This is a genomic window from Shimazuella sp. NTD248, from assembly GCF_059510395.1.
Genome location: NZ_JCAJZT010000001.1, coordinates 307,160 through 323,454 on the forward strand (window position 1 = coordinate 307,160; position 16,295 = coordinate 323,454).

14 protein-coding genes are annotated in these 16,295 nt (G+C 39.1%); all 14 read right to left on the bottom strand.

The window, feature by feature from the left end; all coding sequences use genetic code 11:
- Nucleotides 1-3: 3 nt before the first annotated feature.
- Nucleotides 4-1,011, bottom strand: coding sequence for a UDP-glucose 4-epimerase GalE (gene galE / locus AC5WOE_RS01620; RefSeq protein ID WP_496048250.1), 1,008 nt, complete (start codon nucleotides 1,009-1,011; stop codon nucleotides 4-6).
- A complete protein-coding gene (gene galU, locus AC5WOE_RS01625) occupies nucleotides 1,011-1,898 on the bottom strand; it encodes a UTP--glucose-1-phosphate uridylyltransferase GalU (RefSeq protein WP_496048251.1) in 888 nt (295 codons plus the stop codon). The genes galE and galU overlap by 1 nt, the downstream gene beginning before the upstream one ends.
- A complete protein-coding gene (locus tag AC5WOE_RS01630) occupies nucleotides 1,798-2,310 on the bottom strand; it encodes a GtrA family protein (RefSeq protein ID WP_496048252.1) in 513 nt (170 codons plus the stop codon). The genes galU and AC5WOE_RS01630 overlap by 101 nt, the downstream gene beginning before the upstream one ends.
- Nucleotides 2,297-3,274: a glycosyltransferase family 2 protein gene (locus tag AC5WOE_RS01635; protein WP_496051751.1), complete on the bottom strand. Its 978-nt coding sequence runs from the start codon at nucleotides 3,272-3,274 to the stop codon at nucleotides 2,297-2,299. Before AC5WOE_RS01635 ends, AC5WOE_RS01630 begins: the two co-directional genes overlap by 14 nt.
- Before the next feature lie 17 nt (nucleotides 3,275-3,291).
- Nucleotides 3,292-5,556 carry an ArnT family glycosyltransferase gene (locus AC5WOE_RS01640; RefSeq protein ID WP_496051752.1) on the bottom strand — a complete coding sequence of 755 codons (2,265 nt, stop codon included), beginning with the start codon at nucleotides 5,554-5,556 and terminating at the stop codon, nucleotides 3,292-3,294.
- 305 nt (nucleotides 5,557-5,861) lie between these two features.
- On the bottom strand, nucleotides 5,862-8,072 hold the full coding sequence (locus AC5WOE_RS01645) for an ArnT family glycosyltransferase (protein ID WP_496051753.1): 2,211 nt from the start codon (nucleotides 8,070-8,072) through the stop codon (nucleotides 5,862-5,864).
- Between the two features lie 206 nt (nucleotides 8,073-8,278).
- Nucleotides 8,279-9,736, bottom strand: coding sequence for a sensor histidine kinase (locus tag AC5WOE_RS01650; protein WP_496048256.1), 1,458 nt, complete (start codon nucleotides 9,734-9,736; stop codon nucleotides 8,279-8,281).
- Nucleotides 9,733-10,416 carry a response regulator transcription factor gene (locus tag AC5WOE_RS01655; RefSeq protein ID WP_496048257.1) on the bottom strand — a complete coding sequence of 228 codons (684 nt, stop codon included), beginning with the start codon at nucleotides 10,414-10,416 and terminating at the stop codon, nucleotides 9,733-9,735. Before AC5WOE_RS01655 ends, AC5WOE_RS01650 begins: the two co-directional genes overlap by 4 nt.
- 68 nt (nucleotides 10,417-10,484) lie before the next feature.
- A complete protein-coding gene (locus tag AC5WOE_RS01660) occupies nucleotides 10,485-11,045 on the bottom strand; it encodes a PepSY-associated TM helix domain-containing protein (protein WP_496051754.1) in 561 nt (186 codons plus the stop codon).
- Between the two features lie 96 nt (nucleotides 11,046-11,141).
- Nucleotides 11,142-12,410: a sensor histidine kinase gene (locus AC5WOE_RS01665; RefSeq protein WP_496048259.1), complete on the bottom strand. Its 1,269-nt coding sequence runs from the start codon at nucleotides 12,408-12,410 to the stop codon at nucleotides 11,142-11,144.
- A gap of 1 nt (nucleotide 12,411) precedes the next feature.
- On the bottom strand, nucleotides 12,412-13,086 hold the full coding sequence (locus AC5WOE_RS01670) for a response regulator transcription factor (protein ID WP_496048260.1): 675 nt from the start codon (nucleotides 13,084-13,086) through the stop codon (nucleotides 12,412-12,414).
- Nucleotides 13,087-13,249: 163 nt separating this feature from the next.
- Complete coding sequence (locus AC5WOE_RS01675) at nucleotides 13,250-13,768, bottom strand: PepSY domain-containing protein (RefSeq protein WP_496051755.1); 519 nt, start codon at nucleotides 13,766-13,768, stop codon at nucleotides 13,250-13,252.
- A gap of 282 nt (nucleotides 13,769-14,050) precedes the next feature.
- Entirely contained in the window at nucleotides 14,051-14,488 is a 438-nt protein-coding gene (locus AC5WOE_RS01680; RefSeq protein ID WP_496048262.1) for a PepSY domain-containing protein, read from the bottom strand.
- 184 nt (nucleotides 14,489-14,672) lie between these two features.
- Entirely contained in the window at nucleotides 14,673-16,292 is a 1,620-nt protein-coding gene (locus AC5WOE_RS01685) for a glutamate synthase-related protein (RefSeq protein WP_496048263.1), read from the bottom strand.
- Between the last annotated feature and the right edge of the window lie 3 nt (nucleotides 16,293-16,295).

Genomic DNA, 16,295 nt, shown 5'->3' on the forward strand with positions numbered 1-16,295 from the left:
CCCTTAGACTTGAATGGTTTGTTTTTTATAGCCATTAGGATGTGTTTCATACCAACGCCAAGCAGTTTCGATAATGGTCTGTAGGTCGCTATAATACGGCTTCCAACCGAGATGTTCTTGTAAACTGGAGCTATCTGCAATCAAAACAGGAGGATCACCAAGTCTTCTCTCTTCTATTTTCATTTTTATCTTTTTTCCTGTAACTCGTTCTGTAGTGCGAATAATCTCTCTTACTGAATGACCAAAGCCAGTGCCAACATTATAGATGTTCTGTTTTAGCGGTTGATCACTCTGCATTGCTTGAAGTGCTAAAATATGAGCATGTGCCAAATCCAAAACATGAATATAATCACGGATACAAGTTCCATCGTTGGTAGGATAATCATCTCCAAAGACGGAAATAACTTCTCTTTTTCCCAATACCGTCTGCAAAACAAGTGGGATAAGGTGGCTTTCTGGTTGATGATCTTCTCCTAATATTCCATCGAAGGAAGCTCCTGCCGCATTAAAATAACGCAACGCAATCCATTTGATCGGATAAACTCTACCTAATAAATGTAAATAGTTTTCAATTTTGGCTTTTGAATCCCCATATGGGTTGATCGGATTTGTCTTCTCATCTTCTCGAATCGGTTTGTCATGTGCATTTCCATAAACGGCAGCAGTCGAAGAGAAAACGATCCGCTTTACACCTTCGCCTACAACTGTTTCAAAAAAGGCACAAGATTTAACAGTATTTTCATGATAGTAGAGCGATGGATGTTGAATGGATTCTGATACGATACTCTTTGCAGCAAAATGAATCACCGAATCGATTTGATGTTTTTGAATGATCTCACGAACCAATTCATCATCTTCAATATCCCCTTGATAAAAATACGGTGTCTGCACAGCCTGATGATGTCCAGTTGTCAAATTATCCAATACTACTACTTTGCTATTTTGGGCAATTAACGCTTGAACGGTATGACTTCCTATATATCCAGCCCCTCCTGTAACCAATACGTTCATCAACAAACACTCCTATTCAACTCTTTTTTTAAGATATTTTCTAGGTAAGCGAGTAGAGGTTCACGCATTTCTTCTCTCCGCAATCCCATTTCCGTACTCGCTTGTAAATAGCCTAATTTATCTCCGATATCATAACGATTGCCTTCTAGTTCTGAAGCATGAATGGGAACATCCTTTGCCAACACCCGCAGAGCATCTGTCAATTGGATTTCGTTCCCAGCTCCTCGATCGATTGTCTGTAAGATAGGGAAAATAGAAGGTTCTAAAATATAGCGGCCCATAATCGCAATCTGAGAAGGGGCAGTTTCCTGTGACGGTTTTTCTACTAGGTCATGAACTTGATAAACGTTTCCATTCTGCCCATATGGATCGATGATTCCATATTTACTTACTTCTGACTGTTGTACTGTTTTTACACCGATCACAGGATTGTGATGTTGTTCATATATATCGATTAATTGTTGCAGTGCAGGCTTTTGCGACACCATGATGTCATCGCCCAATAAAACAGCAAATGGCTCATTGTCGATAAATTGCTCCGCGCACAAAATGGCATGTCCCAAACCTAATGGATTTTTTTGCCGGATATAATGGATCGAAGCCATATTGGTTATCCCTTGTATCTCTTGCAGAACATCTGATTTCCCCTTCTCTTGAAGGGTTTGTTCCAATTCGATGGATCGATCGAAGTGATCCTCGATAGAACGTTTATTTCTCCCTGTTACGATAATGATGCTTTCAATCCCAGCTTGTACTGCTTCTTCGACGATATATTGAATGGCAGGTTTATCGACGATCGGTAACATTTCTTTCGGCAGAGCTTTGGTAGCAGGAAGAAATCTGGTTCCTAGTCCCGCTGCTGGAATAACTGCTTTTCTGATTTTCATTTCGATCACTCCTCATGGTTTGATTTTCTGGAAACACCCACAGACGACTGCCAAGAAAGCTCACACTAATACTGATCACAGAAGCAATGGCCTTACTCCAAAGTAGTGGAAAATGATATTTATCATAAAAGAGAGTAAGCAGACCAAGCGACAAGAGAAACGCACATCCATTGACAACCAAAAACTTCATCATTTCCCGCAGATTGGTATGACCCTTCTTCCGAAACGTCCATGTCCGATTAAATACAAAACTATTTAACACACCTGCTGCAAAGGAGAGGAATTGAGCACTTATATAAGGCAACCCTCCTTGAATCAACAGATAGAAAACAATAAAATCAATAGCTGTATTTCCTATACCCACCATACAAAATTGGAAAAACTGAATGACTTTCCTTTTATTGGTGAGCACTCCACTTCACCTCTTCTGTTACGAGCTGCTCCACTTTTTGTCTGTCTCGCAATATATATAGTGGACGATTTTTTGTCTCATCGTAGATTCTGCCTACATACTCTCCCAAAACACCTAGTAACATCAGTGTCATTCCATTTAGTAACAAGACACAAGCTATCAAAGAAGCCCATCCTGAAACGGTACTTGTAGTGAGAAGCTTTTGCAGCAGAGAGACGATCAAATAGATAAAACTGATAAATGAAACAGAAAAACCAAGATAAGTCGCTAATTTCAATGGTTTATGGGAGAACGAAGTAATCCCATCTATCGAAAAGCGAAGCATTTTTTTAAGTGGATATTTCGTCTCTCCAGCAAAACGTTCCTCACGAACATATTCAATTGCTGTTTGTCGATATCCAATCCAACTGACTAATCCACGGACAAAGCGATTTTTCTCACGGATAGTAGACATTGCCTGCACTACTTGGCGATCCATCAAGCGAAAATCACCCGTATCAAGGGGGATATTGATCTCTGTTAGTGCAGCTAATGTGCGATAAAACAAGGTCGCTGTCCATTTCTTAAACAACGTCTCCCCTTTTCGTTTGGCACGTTTGGCATAGACAACTTCATATCCCTCTTTCCATTTCTCTATCATTTCGGGTATGAGTTCTGGTGGATCTTGCAAATCTGCATCAATAATGATGATGGCATTACCGCGGGCATGATCCATGCCCGCAGTAATTGCAATTTGGTGACCAAAATTTCGAGAAAAATCTAGTAATCTAACATTTGGATCTGTTAGCGATAAAGTGTTTACAATTTCCGCTGTACGGTCTTTGCTGCCATCATTTACAAAGAGAAGTTCATAAGGTTCTTCTACTGATTTCATCACTTGAGTAAGCCGATAATAGGTTTCTTGTATGACTGCTTCCTCGTTAAACATCGGAATGATCACCGAGTAACGAATGGATGATTTCATTTTTCTTCCCTCCCGCGTTATTGTTTGATCTCATAAAGTGCTTGATCTGATCCTCCGACCTGTGCACCATTGATGACAATTTTCATTCCATTACTGGTTCCTTGACTAGACTTCCATTCTGAGTCTGCCACTTTCGTACTGTGGGAACGAATCCAGTTTAAAACCTCACTACTTCCTCTCTCTCCCCCACGGAAGCCTGACCCAGAGCCTGAAGGGATTAAGAAAAACTTCACTTGTTTGTTTTTTACCATTTCTTCTAGTTTTGCAACGGTCAAGATGGGATCGGAACCAGAGAATCCACCCATTGCCATAACTGCCTTGCCGGTTTTAATAATGTAAGGAGCAGCATCTTGCGAACTAGTTGTGGCAAATAAGAACTTCTCGCCGGTGTTATGTTTGGTTACATAATTAAATAGTTTGGTATTAATTTGAGCAGCACCGAATCCACCTCTGCCCTGTTGTCGATTAGACATGTTATTTCCTTGTGAAGCATTGGCACTGTTTTCACCTGCTCCCATCTGTGGAGCATTGCCATTCATTTGAGAATTATTTCCGTTTTGCATATTCATCCCATTTGGCATGTTCATTCCCATACCAGGCCCTGATCGTTCTGTATTTGTTGTCATATTTGGCATACCACCGCCGCCAAATCCTTGACTCCCACTTGGTCCTGCCGCTGGCATAACACTGTTCACTCCACTGATAAATCCTGTCGATGCCCAGTAAAGCGGAGCTACTAGTAAGATAAGCAGACCTGCAAGTGCAGAAAAAGCAGACAGTTGCTCTTGTTTACTAGCAAAGAATAAGAGCAGTGACAAAACAATTCCAACTAACCCGATGACAATGGACCAACCGATTCCAATTTGGTCTTGATATGGGTAAAGAATATATATTTCAAAAAGCGTCGTGATCAATATTCCAATTGGCAATAGCCATTTTTTCCATCCTTCTGAATTTCGGTAGTGATTCCAGAGTTCAACCCAACCTGCTCCAGCAATAGCTGCAATCGGCGGGGCAAGCATAATCAAGTAATACTGATGGAAGAACCCTGCTATGCTGAAAAATACACATCCGGGAATCAGCCATGCTAACCAAAATACAGTTTCTTTCTGTTTATCTGTCCAAGGTTTACGACGACGAATACCTGCTAATAATCCAATGCTGGCAATAATCACAAATGGTAGAAGCCAACTTATTTGACCGGAAAGTTCGGTTTGGAATAAACGAAGCGGTCCAGCTTGACCGGTGTTAAACATTCCTCCACCTTGACCACCAGCTCCTCCTCCACCAGCTCCAAACATTTTTCCTTGCTCTCCGCCATTTGAAGGCATTCCTTGAAAATTGCCATTTGGCTGGTTGTTCGTATTATTATTTTGTTGATTGTTGTTTTGCGTTGTACTACTTGTTTGATTCGATTGTTGATTTTGTGATGCTTGACTTTGCTCCATCTTTTGTTGATTTGGTGCTCCACCCGTTCCACCGCCTTGGTTTCCTGTTAGTCGGGACACACCGTTATAACCAAAGGCAAGCTCTAATACAGAGTTTGTCTGGCTGCTGCCCATGTATGGGCGATCTTTTGCCGGGATCGAGTCTACTATCACTGCCCAAGAGAGCGAAATCACGACCATGATCACAGTGGATGCAGCTAATACAGTCCATTTCTTCTTAGCTTTTTCTTTAAATGCCATGATGTAAAAGAGATAAAACGCTGGAACCACAAAATATGCTTGTAACATTTTCTCGTTGAAACCGACGCCAATCATGGCAAAAGCTCCGAGTATCCATCCTACCTTTTTACTGCGGATACCTTTTACTAACATCCAAGTTCCTAATAACAAGGTAAACACGAGCATACTATCGATGTTATTGGTTCGGCTTACCGCAACTGCAATCGGTGTAACTGCCATAATCAAACTGGCAAAGCGAGCAGCTGTTTTCCCAAAAGTGGGTTTTACAAGAAAGTAGAGTAAGAGTACAGAACCTACTTGAGCTAGTGCTTGGGGTAAAATAACACTCCAGTTATGTACACCAAACACAGAGGCAAAAGCAGTCTGTATCCAAAACACAACTGGCGGCTTATCGACAGTTACATATCCTCCTGGATCAAATGATGCGAAAAAGAAGTTATGAAAACTCTGTAACATACTTGTAACCGCTGATGTGTAATACTGATTGTCACTATTTTGATTCCAAATATTAAAGTAGTTCAAAAACCCTGATAATACCGCGATGATGACTAAAATCCAATCCACGCGCTTCCTTTGCTTTATTTCCTCTGTCATTTTTTTCTTCCTTTCCATTCCTTCTTGAAAACAATGTTTGATTGCTTTCGCTTTACTTTCACTAGGATAACTGCCTTACCTGAATTGTTCCTGAACGTACCTTGAGTATTGGCTGAAACTATGGAAGAAGACACAAAACGAACAAAAAGCACTTATTCACATGCAAATGTGATCAAGTGCTTTTATTATGGAATATTCAAAGTAGCTCATTAAAAACGCTTTTGTCTTTTGTATTTCTAACAAACAATGTCAATTCAATACAGATTGTAATAATAAGATTTCAAGAAACACTTACAACAATCAACTCATTTACTAATTTTTATTTGATATAAATCGTTTATCTCCAATTGATTAGAGCCAGTTGATTGCCGATTTTTACTATCAATCTTTGTGCTGTGTGTACGGATCCAATTTAATACATCATTATTCACACCACTTGAAGGAATCAAGAAAAATTTCACTTCTTTGTTCTTCACCATCTCTTCTAATTTTGCAACAGTTAGAATAGGATCAGAACCTGTAAATCCACCCATTGCCATTACAGCTTTACCTGTTTGTATGATATATGGAGAGGCTAATCCAGTATCTGGTGTTGCAAAAAGATACTTTTCACCATTATTGTGTTTCGTTAGATAGGCAAGCAATTTTGTATTGACCTCGGCAACATTTATTGTATTTTTCATTCTACTACCGCCTATATTAGTACCAGGTCCGTGCATAGAATTACTTGGTCCGCTCATTCCCGTATTTTGACCTGATCCTTGTCCTCCATTATTATTCATAGTTGGACCATTATTCACTAAACCTTGACCTGATCCCTGTCCTCCATTATTACTCATAGTTGGACCATTATTCACTAAACCTTGGCTTGATCCCTGTCCTCCATTATTACTCATAGTTGGACCGTTATTCACTAAACCTTGGCCTGATCCCTGTCCTCCATTGTTGTTTTTGTTGAGATCAAGATTACTATCAGGTCCAGCCTGTGGCAAGGAACCATTCACTCCACTGGTTAGCCCTGTTGACGACCAATATAAAGGAGCCACTAATAGAATCAATATTCCCGCTAATGTAACATAAGGTTTCCATCCCTGTTTCTTACTATCCAAAAACAACACGAGAGATGAAGTGATACCTACTATCCCAATCAAGCATGACCAACCAATACCTATTTGCTGTTGAAAGGGAAAAAGCACATATAATTCAAAACCCGTTGTAACTAGTATTGCTGATGGCAGCAACCACATTTTCCATCCTTCTCGATTGAAGTATTTATTTCGCAGCTCTACCCATCCTGTTCCCGCTAGTGCTGCTATTGGCGGAGAAAGCATAATCAAATAGTAGTGGTGGAAGAATCCTGCTACGCTGAAAAACACCATCCCAGGAATCAACCAAGCCAGCCAAAACAAGGTTTCTTTTTGTTTGTCCGTTAATGGCTGTCTATAACGAACACCTGATAATAAACCTATACAAGCAAACAAAACAAATGGTAATAGCCAACTAATTTGACCAGATAGCTCTTTCTGGAAAAGTCGGAATAATCCCGGTTCACCAGTACCAAAATTACCATTTCCGCCTCCTGTTACCAAAATAGGTTTTTTCCCCTGCTGTCCATTTCCGTTTTGAATTATCGTCTGAGGACTCTGACCTTGTTGTTCATTTCCATTTTGGATATTCCCCTGAGGAACTTGATTCATTTGACCACCAGATTGGTTACCTTTATTCCCTGTGAGTCGAGATACTCCATTGTAACCAAAGGCAAGTTCCAAGACCGAATTGGTTTTACTACTTCCAATATAAGGTCGATTTTTCGCTGGGATGGAATCGACGACAACCGCCCAAGAAAGAGACACTGCAACCATGAGTACTGTCGCTGTTAAAAGTACAGTCAACCTCTTCTTCCATCCACTTTTAAATCCGATAAGATAAAAGACATAAAATGCTGGGACGACCATATACGCTTGAAGCATTTTCATGTTGAACCCTACACCAATCAAAGCAAACGCACCTAAAACCCAAGAAACCTTTTTTTTACGGATTCCTTTAAACAACATCCAAGTTGCTAGTAAGAGGGTAAATACCAGCATACTGTCAATATTGTTGGTACGACTGATCACAACAGCAATAGGTGAGCATGCCATGATCAAACTAGCAAATCTAGATGCTGTTTTTCCAAACGTTGGCTTAACGAGGAAATATACGAGTAAAACGGAACCTACACCGGCTAAAGCCTGTGGAAGAACCACACTCCAAACATGAACGCCAAAAACAAAAGCAAAGGCTGTTTGTATCCAAAAAACTACAGGAGGTTTATCCACTGTTACAAATCCGCCTGGATCATAGGATGCAAAAAAGAAATTATGGAAACTCTGCAACATACTAGTGACAGCAGCAGTGTAATAGTCATTATCACTATTTTGATTCCAAATATTGAAAAAGTTTAGAACCCCAGATAGTAATAGAATAAGAACCAGAATCCAATCGATCCGTTTTCCTTGTTTTAATTCTGATGTCATTTTGTTCTCCCTTTCGCTTCCTTAAGAATATAATTTTAGTTGTAAGCTGAGACTTTATTAGACTAATTCCTACAACTGAATTTATCCTGAATGTTCCTTGAGTATTAACTGAAAATAATCGATATGCATAAAAAAATAAAAAAAGCACTCATTCACGATGTAATACCAACGTAAGAGTGCTTTTATTTATTAAACCTTAAAGAAAACTAACATGGGAACCAAATATAAAAGGTACTTCCTTTTCCTTCTGTGCTCACAACACGAATTGTCCCGCCATGAGCATCTATAATAGACTTGGTAATAGATAATCCTAATCCTGCGCCCCCATACTTACGTGTGCGGGAAGAATCACTCCGATAAAACCGGTCAAAAATATGAGGGAGGTGAGTTTTGTTGATGCCAATCCCATTATCTTGGATCGATAATTGGACTCCTTTATAGTAAGAAATAAGTTTTATCTGGATAACACCTTTTTTCGGATCTGTGTATTGTACAGCATTATGAATAAGGTTTAATATAACTTGCTTGAGTTTATCTGAATCAAACAAACACCTCAGATTTGGCTCCAACTCTAAAATAAGTTGTCTTTCCCCAAGAAGAATTTGTATTTGAGCTTCCATTTCGCGAATCAGCTCAGCTAAATAACCCTCTGTTAAAACAATCTGTGGAGATTGATCCAACTTTGTTAAAAGCAACAAATCTTTTATCAATTTATGGAGGCGATTTGATTCACTATACATGCTTTGCAGAGCTTTGTTTAGCTGTTCTGGTTTATTTGCTGCACCTCGCAGCAATACCTCTAAAAACCCATGGATGGATGTCAAAGGAGTACGTAATTCATGCGATGCATCTGCTACAAATCGTCGCATAATTTCTTGTGTTTCTTTTTCGGCTTCAAAGGAAGCTTCTAGTCTTTCTAACATACCATTAAACGAATCCGCCAATCGGTCGATCTCTATCTGTCCTTGCTTGGTCGGGAAACGTCGATCTAGATTTCCAACGTCTATTTGTTCTGTTGTTGCTACCATATTCGACAACGGAACAAGTATTTTTCGCAAAATAGGCAAATAACCAAACAAACCGATAATCATAGCCAATAAGGAAAGGACAAAAAACGTGAGCAGTTGTCTCATTAATAATTCTTTTAATGGAGCTGTTGGCGTGCTGATCTGAACTAGATTAATGGTATCTCCTTTATCAAAGGAAATTTTCACAAAAATAACTAATTGCTCATTCCCTTTGCTATCATCTGCAACGATTTGGTTTATTTTTTGATGTTCCATACGCTGTTCATTGAGGTACACATTATTTTCGAGTTTTGGTGGATCCGCACCATCTCTACCCTTTGAAAGTACTGTATAGTTTCCATTTTTATCAATAAAAGCTAAACTAGTATCTGGTATAAAGAAAGAGTTGCTTTGGTGTTTCTCTCCTTGATCGTTGGAGTAAACACCAAGTCCTGCCCAAGCAAATGGGGGGATTGCCTTCACTTGCGATTCGAGGCTTGTCGCTTTGCTATCGTAAACAACACTCCGCATAATTAAATATTGCAATAGTCCAATAAGAACTAGTACGAGAGCGAGGATCAACAATGTTCGGGATAATAATTGGATTTGAAGGGAATGTGGTAAAAAAAGAGAACGGATACGTGATTTTAATTTCATGGTAAATCCACTCGATAACCCGACCCCCGTAAAGTTCGAATCAAACGATGATTTTTATCGTTCAATTTCCCACGTAACAAACGAATATACACCTCCACAATATTTTCATCTCCTCCAAAATCATAATTCCAAACCTTGTCCAATATCATGGTTTTGCTCAATACAAGTCCATGATTGATTACCAAAAACTTCAGTAATTCATATTCCGTAGGGGATAGCTCCAATATTTTATCTTCGAATTTTATTTCTTTCCGGCGGTCATCGATGTGAAATGGTCCGATGACAACTTTTCCAAATAAATCGGGAAATTGATTGCGCAATCTCGCCTGTATTCGCGCTAAAAGTTCTTCAAAGCTGAATGGTTTGACCATATAGTCATCTGCTCCAAGGGTTAACCCTTTCACACGATCATCCACTTCATCTTTTGCTGTCAACATGATCACTGCTACATTATCCATCTTTTTTAGCATTTTACATACTTCAAAGCCATCGATTCCTGGCATCATCACATCCAAAACAACAACAGACGGCTGAAATTGTTTCATAAGTGTCAGGGCTTCCATTCCATCTTGGGCTGTTTTCACATCAAAGCCTTCATTTATCAATCCAAGTTCCAAAAATTGAACGATATTTGGCTCATCATCGACTACCAATATTTTAATGCCTTTTAGAGATTGCATAGTGTTACCTGCTTTCTAAAACGTGATGCGAGAGCGTATGCTCCATCGGAAACAACTATACCTTATCATCATTCGAGATTGGAAGCCATCTTTAGCTTTTTATTTCTTTTCGCTTGTGCATTCAATACCTTGAAAGATAAAACAATCCCAGTCGCCGTAAGAATCATCAGACAAATGGCTAATATATCAATATAAATTTTCAAATTGACGCTGCCAATCCGTCCCTCATGCAACCCTTTGATAAAGCCCATAACCCCGCTTTGTTCTCCACCTCTGCCACTTAAACCACCTTGTCCGTTTTGACCTCCGAATCCATTTGGGGGCTGAAAATTACCATTTTGATTCTGCGAGTTTTGTCCATTCGTGTTACTGCTTGAGTTAGTGGTAGAACTATTACTACTAGCAGTATTTGAGGTATTTGCGTTCTGGGTGTTGGAATTGTTGTTTGTACCACTATTTGTGTCGGTACTGCTCGGAAGATTTTGACCGTTTTGCATGATCCCTCGCTCATTTTCAGACTGACCCACAATCCATGGCTCTGACATAATTAACCCCGTAGCAGCTTGAATAAAGATAAAAAACGAACTAACTAGTCCAATCCATAAATGCCATTGTCTTGTACGTTTCACTATTGCTTCCCCTTTTTCATTTGGATTTAGCATACATATTAATCGGATTACCTGAATCCAATATGAATCCAACCTGAAAAAAAGCTGAAAATGAATTCAGCCCTTACTTTTTTGTGAGAATGTCACATACGTACTTGTACCTACTCCCAATGTACTCAACATATTTATTTTTCCTTGATGCACCGTAACAATCCATTTTGCGATGGACAATCCCAACCCTGTACCACCTTCTGCGCGGGATCGTACTTTATCTCCTCGGTAAAAACGATCAAAAACATATGGCAAATCTTTTTTCGAAATACCAATTCCTGTATCTGTAATCACTAATTCAATGTTATTTTGACGCTTATTGCAGCTTACCGATATCTTTCCGTCTTCTGGTGTATACTTGATCGCATTATCCAATAATATGACGAGCAACTGGCGAATCCTCTCTTCATCACCAATAAACGGAATATCATTGTCGATCGAAGCATGAAGCGTAATATGCTTCATCTGGGCAAATAACCGAAAATGTTCCACCATTTCTTTTACTGTTTTATCGAAAGCAAATCTCTCGTGTTTGATTTGCAATTGACTGGTATCTGATCTAGCTAATGTGAGCAGATGTGATACCAAATTACTCATTCTTCTCAATTCCTTCAAAATAGCAGAAATGGTCTCACTCTCTTCTTCAATCGTATGTTTTGGATAACGCAACATTAGCTCTGTATTCATTTGCATGACTGCTAGTGGTGTTCGAAGCTCATGAGAAGCATCGGTTACAAATCGCTGTTGCTTTTCCCATGCAGTTCGTATAGGAACCAAAGCTTTTCCTGCCAAGAAAAATCCAGCAAGGATCGCAATAATCGAACCTATAATGCTGACGATGGGCATCACTTCGCTGAGATGTCCCAATAGCGTTTGTTCTGGATAAAGACTACGGATAATCTGAATCGATACAATCTTCCCTTTGATCACTTGCCCATCTGTTTGCATATTCACTGGTATGTTTAAGATGCGATATTGACGAGGACCTTTTTGAAAACTCGTTATCGTTTGTTTGCTTGGGGACCCTGGCTGTATGTTTTTGGGTAAAATATCTTCTGGACTCACATCTGGAGGATATTGATAAATATTCCCCTTATCATCTGTCAACAAGAAGAAAATCAATTGATCTCCTCTACGCTCATCTTCCCAATTCCGTTCAAACTCTTGAAAGCTTTTATGTTTTACACTTTCACCTATTTGTTCCAACGTAATATCGATATGATGGAACAGATTATATTTGGCATAAAAATACAATAAAGCGCCACATAAGTTAAATATAATGATAAAGACAATTGCATTAATCAAAACCAATCGCATTCGGGTATGTTGGAACAACTCACTCCCCTCCTAGCATATATCCGATCCCACGCACAGTACGAATATAGGAATCACACCCATGTTCAGCTAGTTTTTTCCGGAGGTAATGCACATATAAATCAACAATAGAAACATTTGATTCGGAATGAAAACCCCAGATGCGGTTAAAAATTTGCTCACGAGTGAATATTTGCTCTGGACTAGTTAAAAAGAGTTCCAATAACTCGTATTCTTTTACAGTAAGATTTAACTTAGTCTCTCCAATAAAGCCATCGTATTTACTTTTGACTAATGTAATCGGACCATACTCTAATTCATTTTTTACTGGTGAGATTCCATGCCTGCGCAAAACAACCCTGATTCTAGCTAGCAATTCGTCCATAGCAAATGGTTTTACTAAGTAATCATCTGCCCCTAAATCAAGCCCTTTTACCCGGTCTTCAATTGAATCCCTAGCTGTTAGAAATAATACTGGTGTCATGATCGACTTTGCGCGAAGAGCTCTGATAATCGATAATCCATCTGTTTCCGGCAGCATAATATCCAATAACAGCAAATCGTATTCCCCTTGCTCCGCAAGAATCAGTCCTTCTTGCCCATCCCCAGTTTGATCTATTTTGTAGTTATCTGCTTTTAATATCCTGACAATCGCATCTCGTAAGGAATTATCATCTTCCACCACTAAAATTTTCATCTTTGGCCTCCTTTTGAAAATTTACTGTTATTCTGCCCTGTGGTTTGTACATTATTTTTGAAACAAGCAAACTCCCTTTACCTTTTATGTAATAGGGAGTTTATCGAATAATGGAAACCAAACCTCTTATGTATACCGGAGTACACATTTTTGCTTATATTTGTTATAGCACACTCAGTACTACACCTGTTTTTGCATCTACTTTGACTGTATGGGTCTGTCCATCACTTTTACTGACAATTTCTACTGCATATACATCTTTACCAGAAACTTTACTTAGATTAACGGATTTTACGCTGCCAGGTACTTTTTGCAATGCAATTTGTTTTACTTTTGACTCTGAAATGATATATAAAACCTTTTGTGCTTGTGCATAAACTATTTTTCCTGTTTTTGCATCCACTTTTACCAAATATGTTTTATGATCTCTCTTTCCTTCAATATAAATGGAATATACCTTCTTATCTGATTCCGTTTTTAATTGAATACTTTTCACTGTACCATTATATTTCTTCAAAGCAATCTTTTTGGCTTGTGCTTGTGTGATAATACTCGCTTGCTGAGATTGAACATGTTTGACAACGACAGGTGCAGATTTTGGGGCTTCCGCCGCAAACACTGAGGTAATCGCTCCAAATGCAAGTGCTGTGCCTACGGTTGAACTGAATAATAATTTTTTCATGCTATTATTCCTCCTAATGTTTGTTTGGTTTGTCTTACAATGGTTATTATGACTTCCAATCTTTTGAATCACATTGGATAGAGATTTGAATTTGATTGGATAAAGATTTGATTTTTATTAGAACACTCCTGACAGAAATACAAAAACACCCCTTTTACTAATGTAAAAAGGATGTTTTTGTGAGGTGTAGTGGATTCCCGTACCAAGAGAATATATTTTTTAGACTGTAACCTAGAAAGTTGTTACCTATGTACAACTTCCCTATACTTGTTCCAATATCGATTATTTTTTTACTGGTGCTTTTGCTGGAGCTTGTACTGGTGCTTTAGCTGGCGCTTTTTTAGCAGGTGCTTTGGCATGTGCTGGTTTTTGTTCTGTATCGCTAACAATTTTTCCTGATTTCGCATCGATTTTCACAAGATAATTTTTATGATTGAGTGCTTGGACAAGAACAACATAGAGGTCTTTCCCTTCTTCTTTCTTCAATTGAATATCTTTAACGGTTCCATGATGTGCTTTTAAAGCAATTGCTTTTGCTTGATCTTGAGTGATCGATTTTACTTTTTTCGGCGCATGTTTTACAGGTTGCACTACTTTTGTTGGAGTAGGAGCTTTTGGTGTTGGACTTTTAGGTGCCTCCGCTGCAAATGCTGATGTGATAGCTCCAAATGCGATCGCTGCTCCTAGAGATGAACTGAACAATACTTTTTTGAAATTCATAATGAATTCCTCCTTGGAAATGTTTTTTTGTTTGTTTGTCTTACAATGCTTATTATGCCAGACAAAAATTTGATTCTCTTTGGATAAGGATTTGATTTCCCTTAGATATAAATTTGATTTTAATTAGAAAACAAAAAAAGGATTACTCGCTAAAAACCTTGGAGTAATCCTTTTTGAAAATGAGCTAGGAAACATTTTCTCCTTGTGGTACAACCGTTTTTACCGGCTCAACCTTTGGGATAGGAAATAGTTCACTCAATGTCACCGTACGCCCTGATTCATGTTTAAAAACGATGTGATCTCTCGTAAACCGCTTTGGACTATCCAAGCCACTTGCAGCAGCGAGTGCAAATAAGCCGAAGCGCATACTGATGATGTAATTCATCACCCGCCATTTTTTCTCTTCTGGAACAAGTGCATCTTGAAATCTTGGATCAGTAGTCGCTACACCTGCTGGGCAATGACCTGTATGACATTGCAGTGCCATGATACAGCCATTGGCCATCATAAAGCCGCGAGCAGAGTTTACTGCATCTGCTCCGATCGCCAAAGCAATCGCTACTTTATCAGGTGAAATCAGTTTTCCAGAAGCAAATATCTTAAATTGATCCCGTACCCCAAAGCGGTAAGCAGTGTCCACAAAAGTGATCAGAGCTGGGATAAGAGGTAAACCCATGGAATCTGCCATTGCTTTATACGTTGCCCCTGATCCACCTTCTCCACCATCTATCGTAAAGAAATCGGGGTAAATGTTCAGTCGGATCATCGTCTCAAAAAATTGGTTTAAAATAGGCTGTTGTCCAATTACGAGCTTTAATCCTACTGGTTTACCGCCCTTTTCCTGCAACTCCTTGACAAACAGGAGTGCTTCTTCGGGGTTCCTTAGAAAAGGAAAACGGTTAGGGGAATTGATCGTTTTCCCTACCGGAACATGTCGTACTTCTGCGATCTTTTCGGTTACTTTTTTACCTTCGAGGTGACCTCCACGAATTTTTGCTCCTTGGGCAAATTTTAATTCAAACGCTTTGATATTGGGCTCTGCTGCTTTTTTTTCAAACACTTCCCATGAAAATTTTCCTGTTTCATCCCGATATCCAAAAAGTCCAGGACCTATCTGAGCTACTACATCTGCACCTGTTTGCAAATGTTCATGAATAACCCCGCCTTCTCCTGTGTTTATCCATGAGCCACCTGCCATTGCAGCACCATATCCAGTTGATAAGATGTAATTTTCCCCGATCGAACCATAAGATGTTGCCGACGCGCCAAACATACCACTGAGTTTCCATGGACGTTTGCGGTTTGGACCGACTATCGTACGATCTTCTTCTGGATACTCCCATGTATAAGTCTTATCGTCGATCATCTTCTCTTTACGAGTAAAGACACCTTCTTTTTCTATTTGATATTTCTTTGCATCGACCAGTTCGGCATTATTTACTTTTAACTCATCCTGTAACAAAGGAAACATCGAGTTTGCTATATAATAGCCAGGCTCTTGAAAATCTTGTTTGGAACCAAACCCGAGAATGTCCGTGCGATACTTTGCAGAGAAGATAAGTCCAATAAATTCATATCGAGAAAAAGGTTTGCCAGATCGATCGTCGTCAAACCAGTACTGCCGAAACTCTGGACCTAATTTCTCTAGAAAATAGCGAAGCCAACCCAAAAATGGATGAGAACGAATAATAGAATGCTGTGGTTTTCGAGAAATAAAGTGCATCAATACAAATAAACCAATTGCCAAGAAAACAAGTACTAACAAGGCAAAGAGGAAATAAACCATCACAAGCCCTCCATTCATAAA

Excerpts from the sequence above, each read along its gene's own strand:
- galE (WP_496048250.1), bottom strand. The coding sequence starts at position 1,011 with ATGAACGTATTGGTTACAGGAGGGGCTGGATATATAGGAAGTCATACC.
- AC5WOE_RS01650 (WP_496048256.1), bottom strand. The coding sequence starts at position 9,736 with ATGAAATTAAAATCACGTATCCGTTCTCTTTTTTTACCACATTCCCTT.
- galU (WP_496048251.1), bottom strand. The coding sequence starts at position 1,898 with ATGAAAATCAGAAAAGCAGTTATTCCAGCAGCGGGACTAGGAACCAGA.
- AC5WOE_RS01680 (WP_496048262.1), bottom strand. The coding sequence starts at position 14,488 with ATGAATTTCAAAAAAGTATTGTTCAGTTCATCTCTAGGAGCAGCGATC.
- AC5WOE_RS01640 (WP_496051752.1), bottom strand. The coding sequence starts at position 5,556 with ATGACAGAGGAAATAAAGCAAAGGAAGCGCGTGGATTGGATTTTAGTC.
- AC5WOE_RS01685 (WP_496048263.1), bottom strand. The coding sequence starts at position 16,292 with ATGAATGGAGGGCTTGTGATGGTTTATTTCCTCTTTGCCTTGTTAGTA.
- AC5WOE_RS01635 (WP_496051751.1), bottom strand. The coding sequence starts at position 3,274 with ATGAAATCATCCATTCGTTACTCGGTGATCATTCCGATGTTTAACGAG.
- AC5WOE_RS01670 (WP_496048260.1), bottom strand. The coding sequence starts at position 13,086 with ATGAAAATTTTAGTGGTGGAAGATGATAATTCCTTACGAGATGCGATT.
- AC5WOE_RS01675 (WP_496051755.1), bottom strand. The coding sequence starts at position 13,768 with ATGAAAAAATTATTATTCAGTTCAACCGTAGGCACAGCACTTGCATTT.
- AC5WOE_RS01655 (WP_496048257.1), bottom strand. The coding sequence starts at position 10,416 with ATGCAATCTCTAAAAGGCATTAAAATATTGGTAGTCGATGATGAGCCA.
- AC5WOE_RS01645 (WP_496051753.1), bottom strand. The coding sequence starts at position 8,072 with ATGACATCAGAATTAAAACAAGGAAAACGGATCGATTGGATTCTGGTT.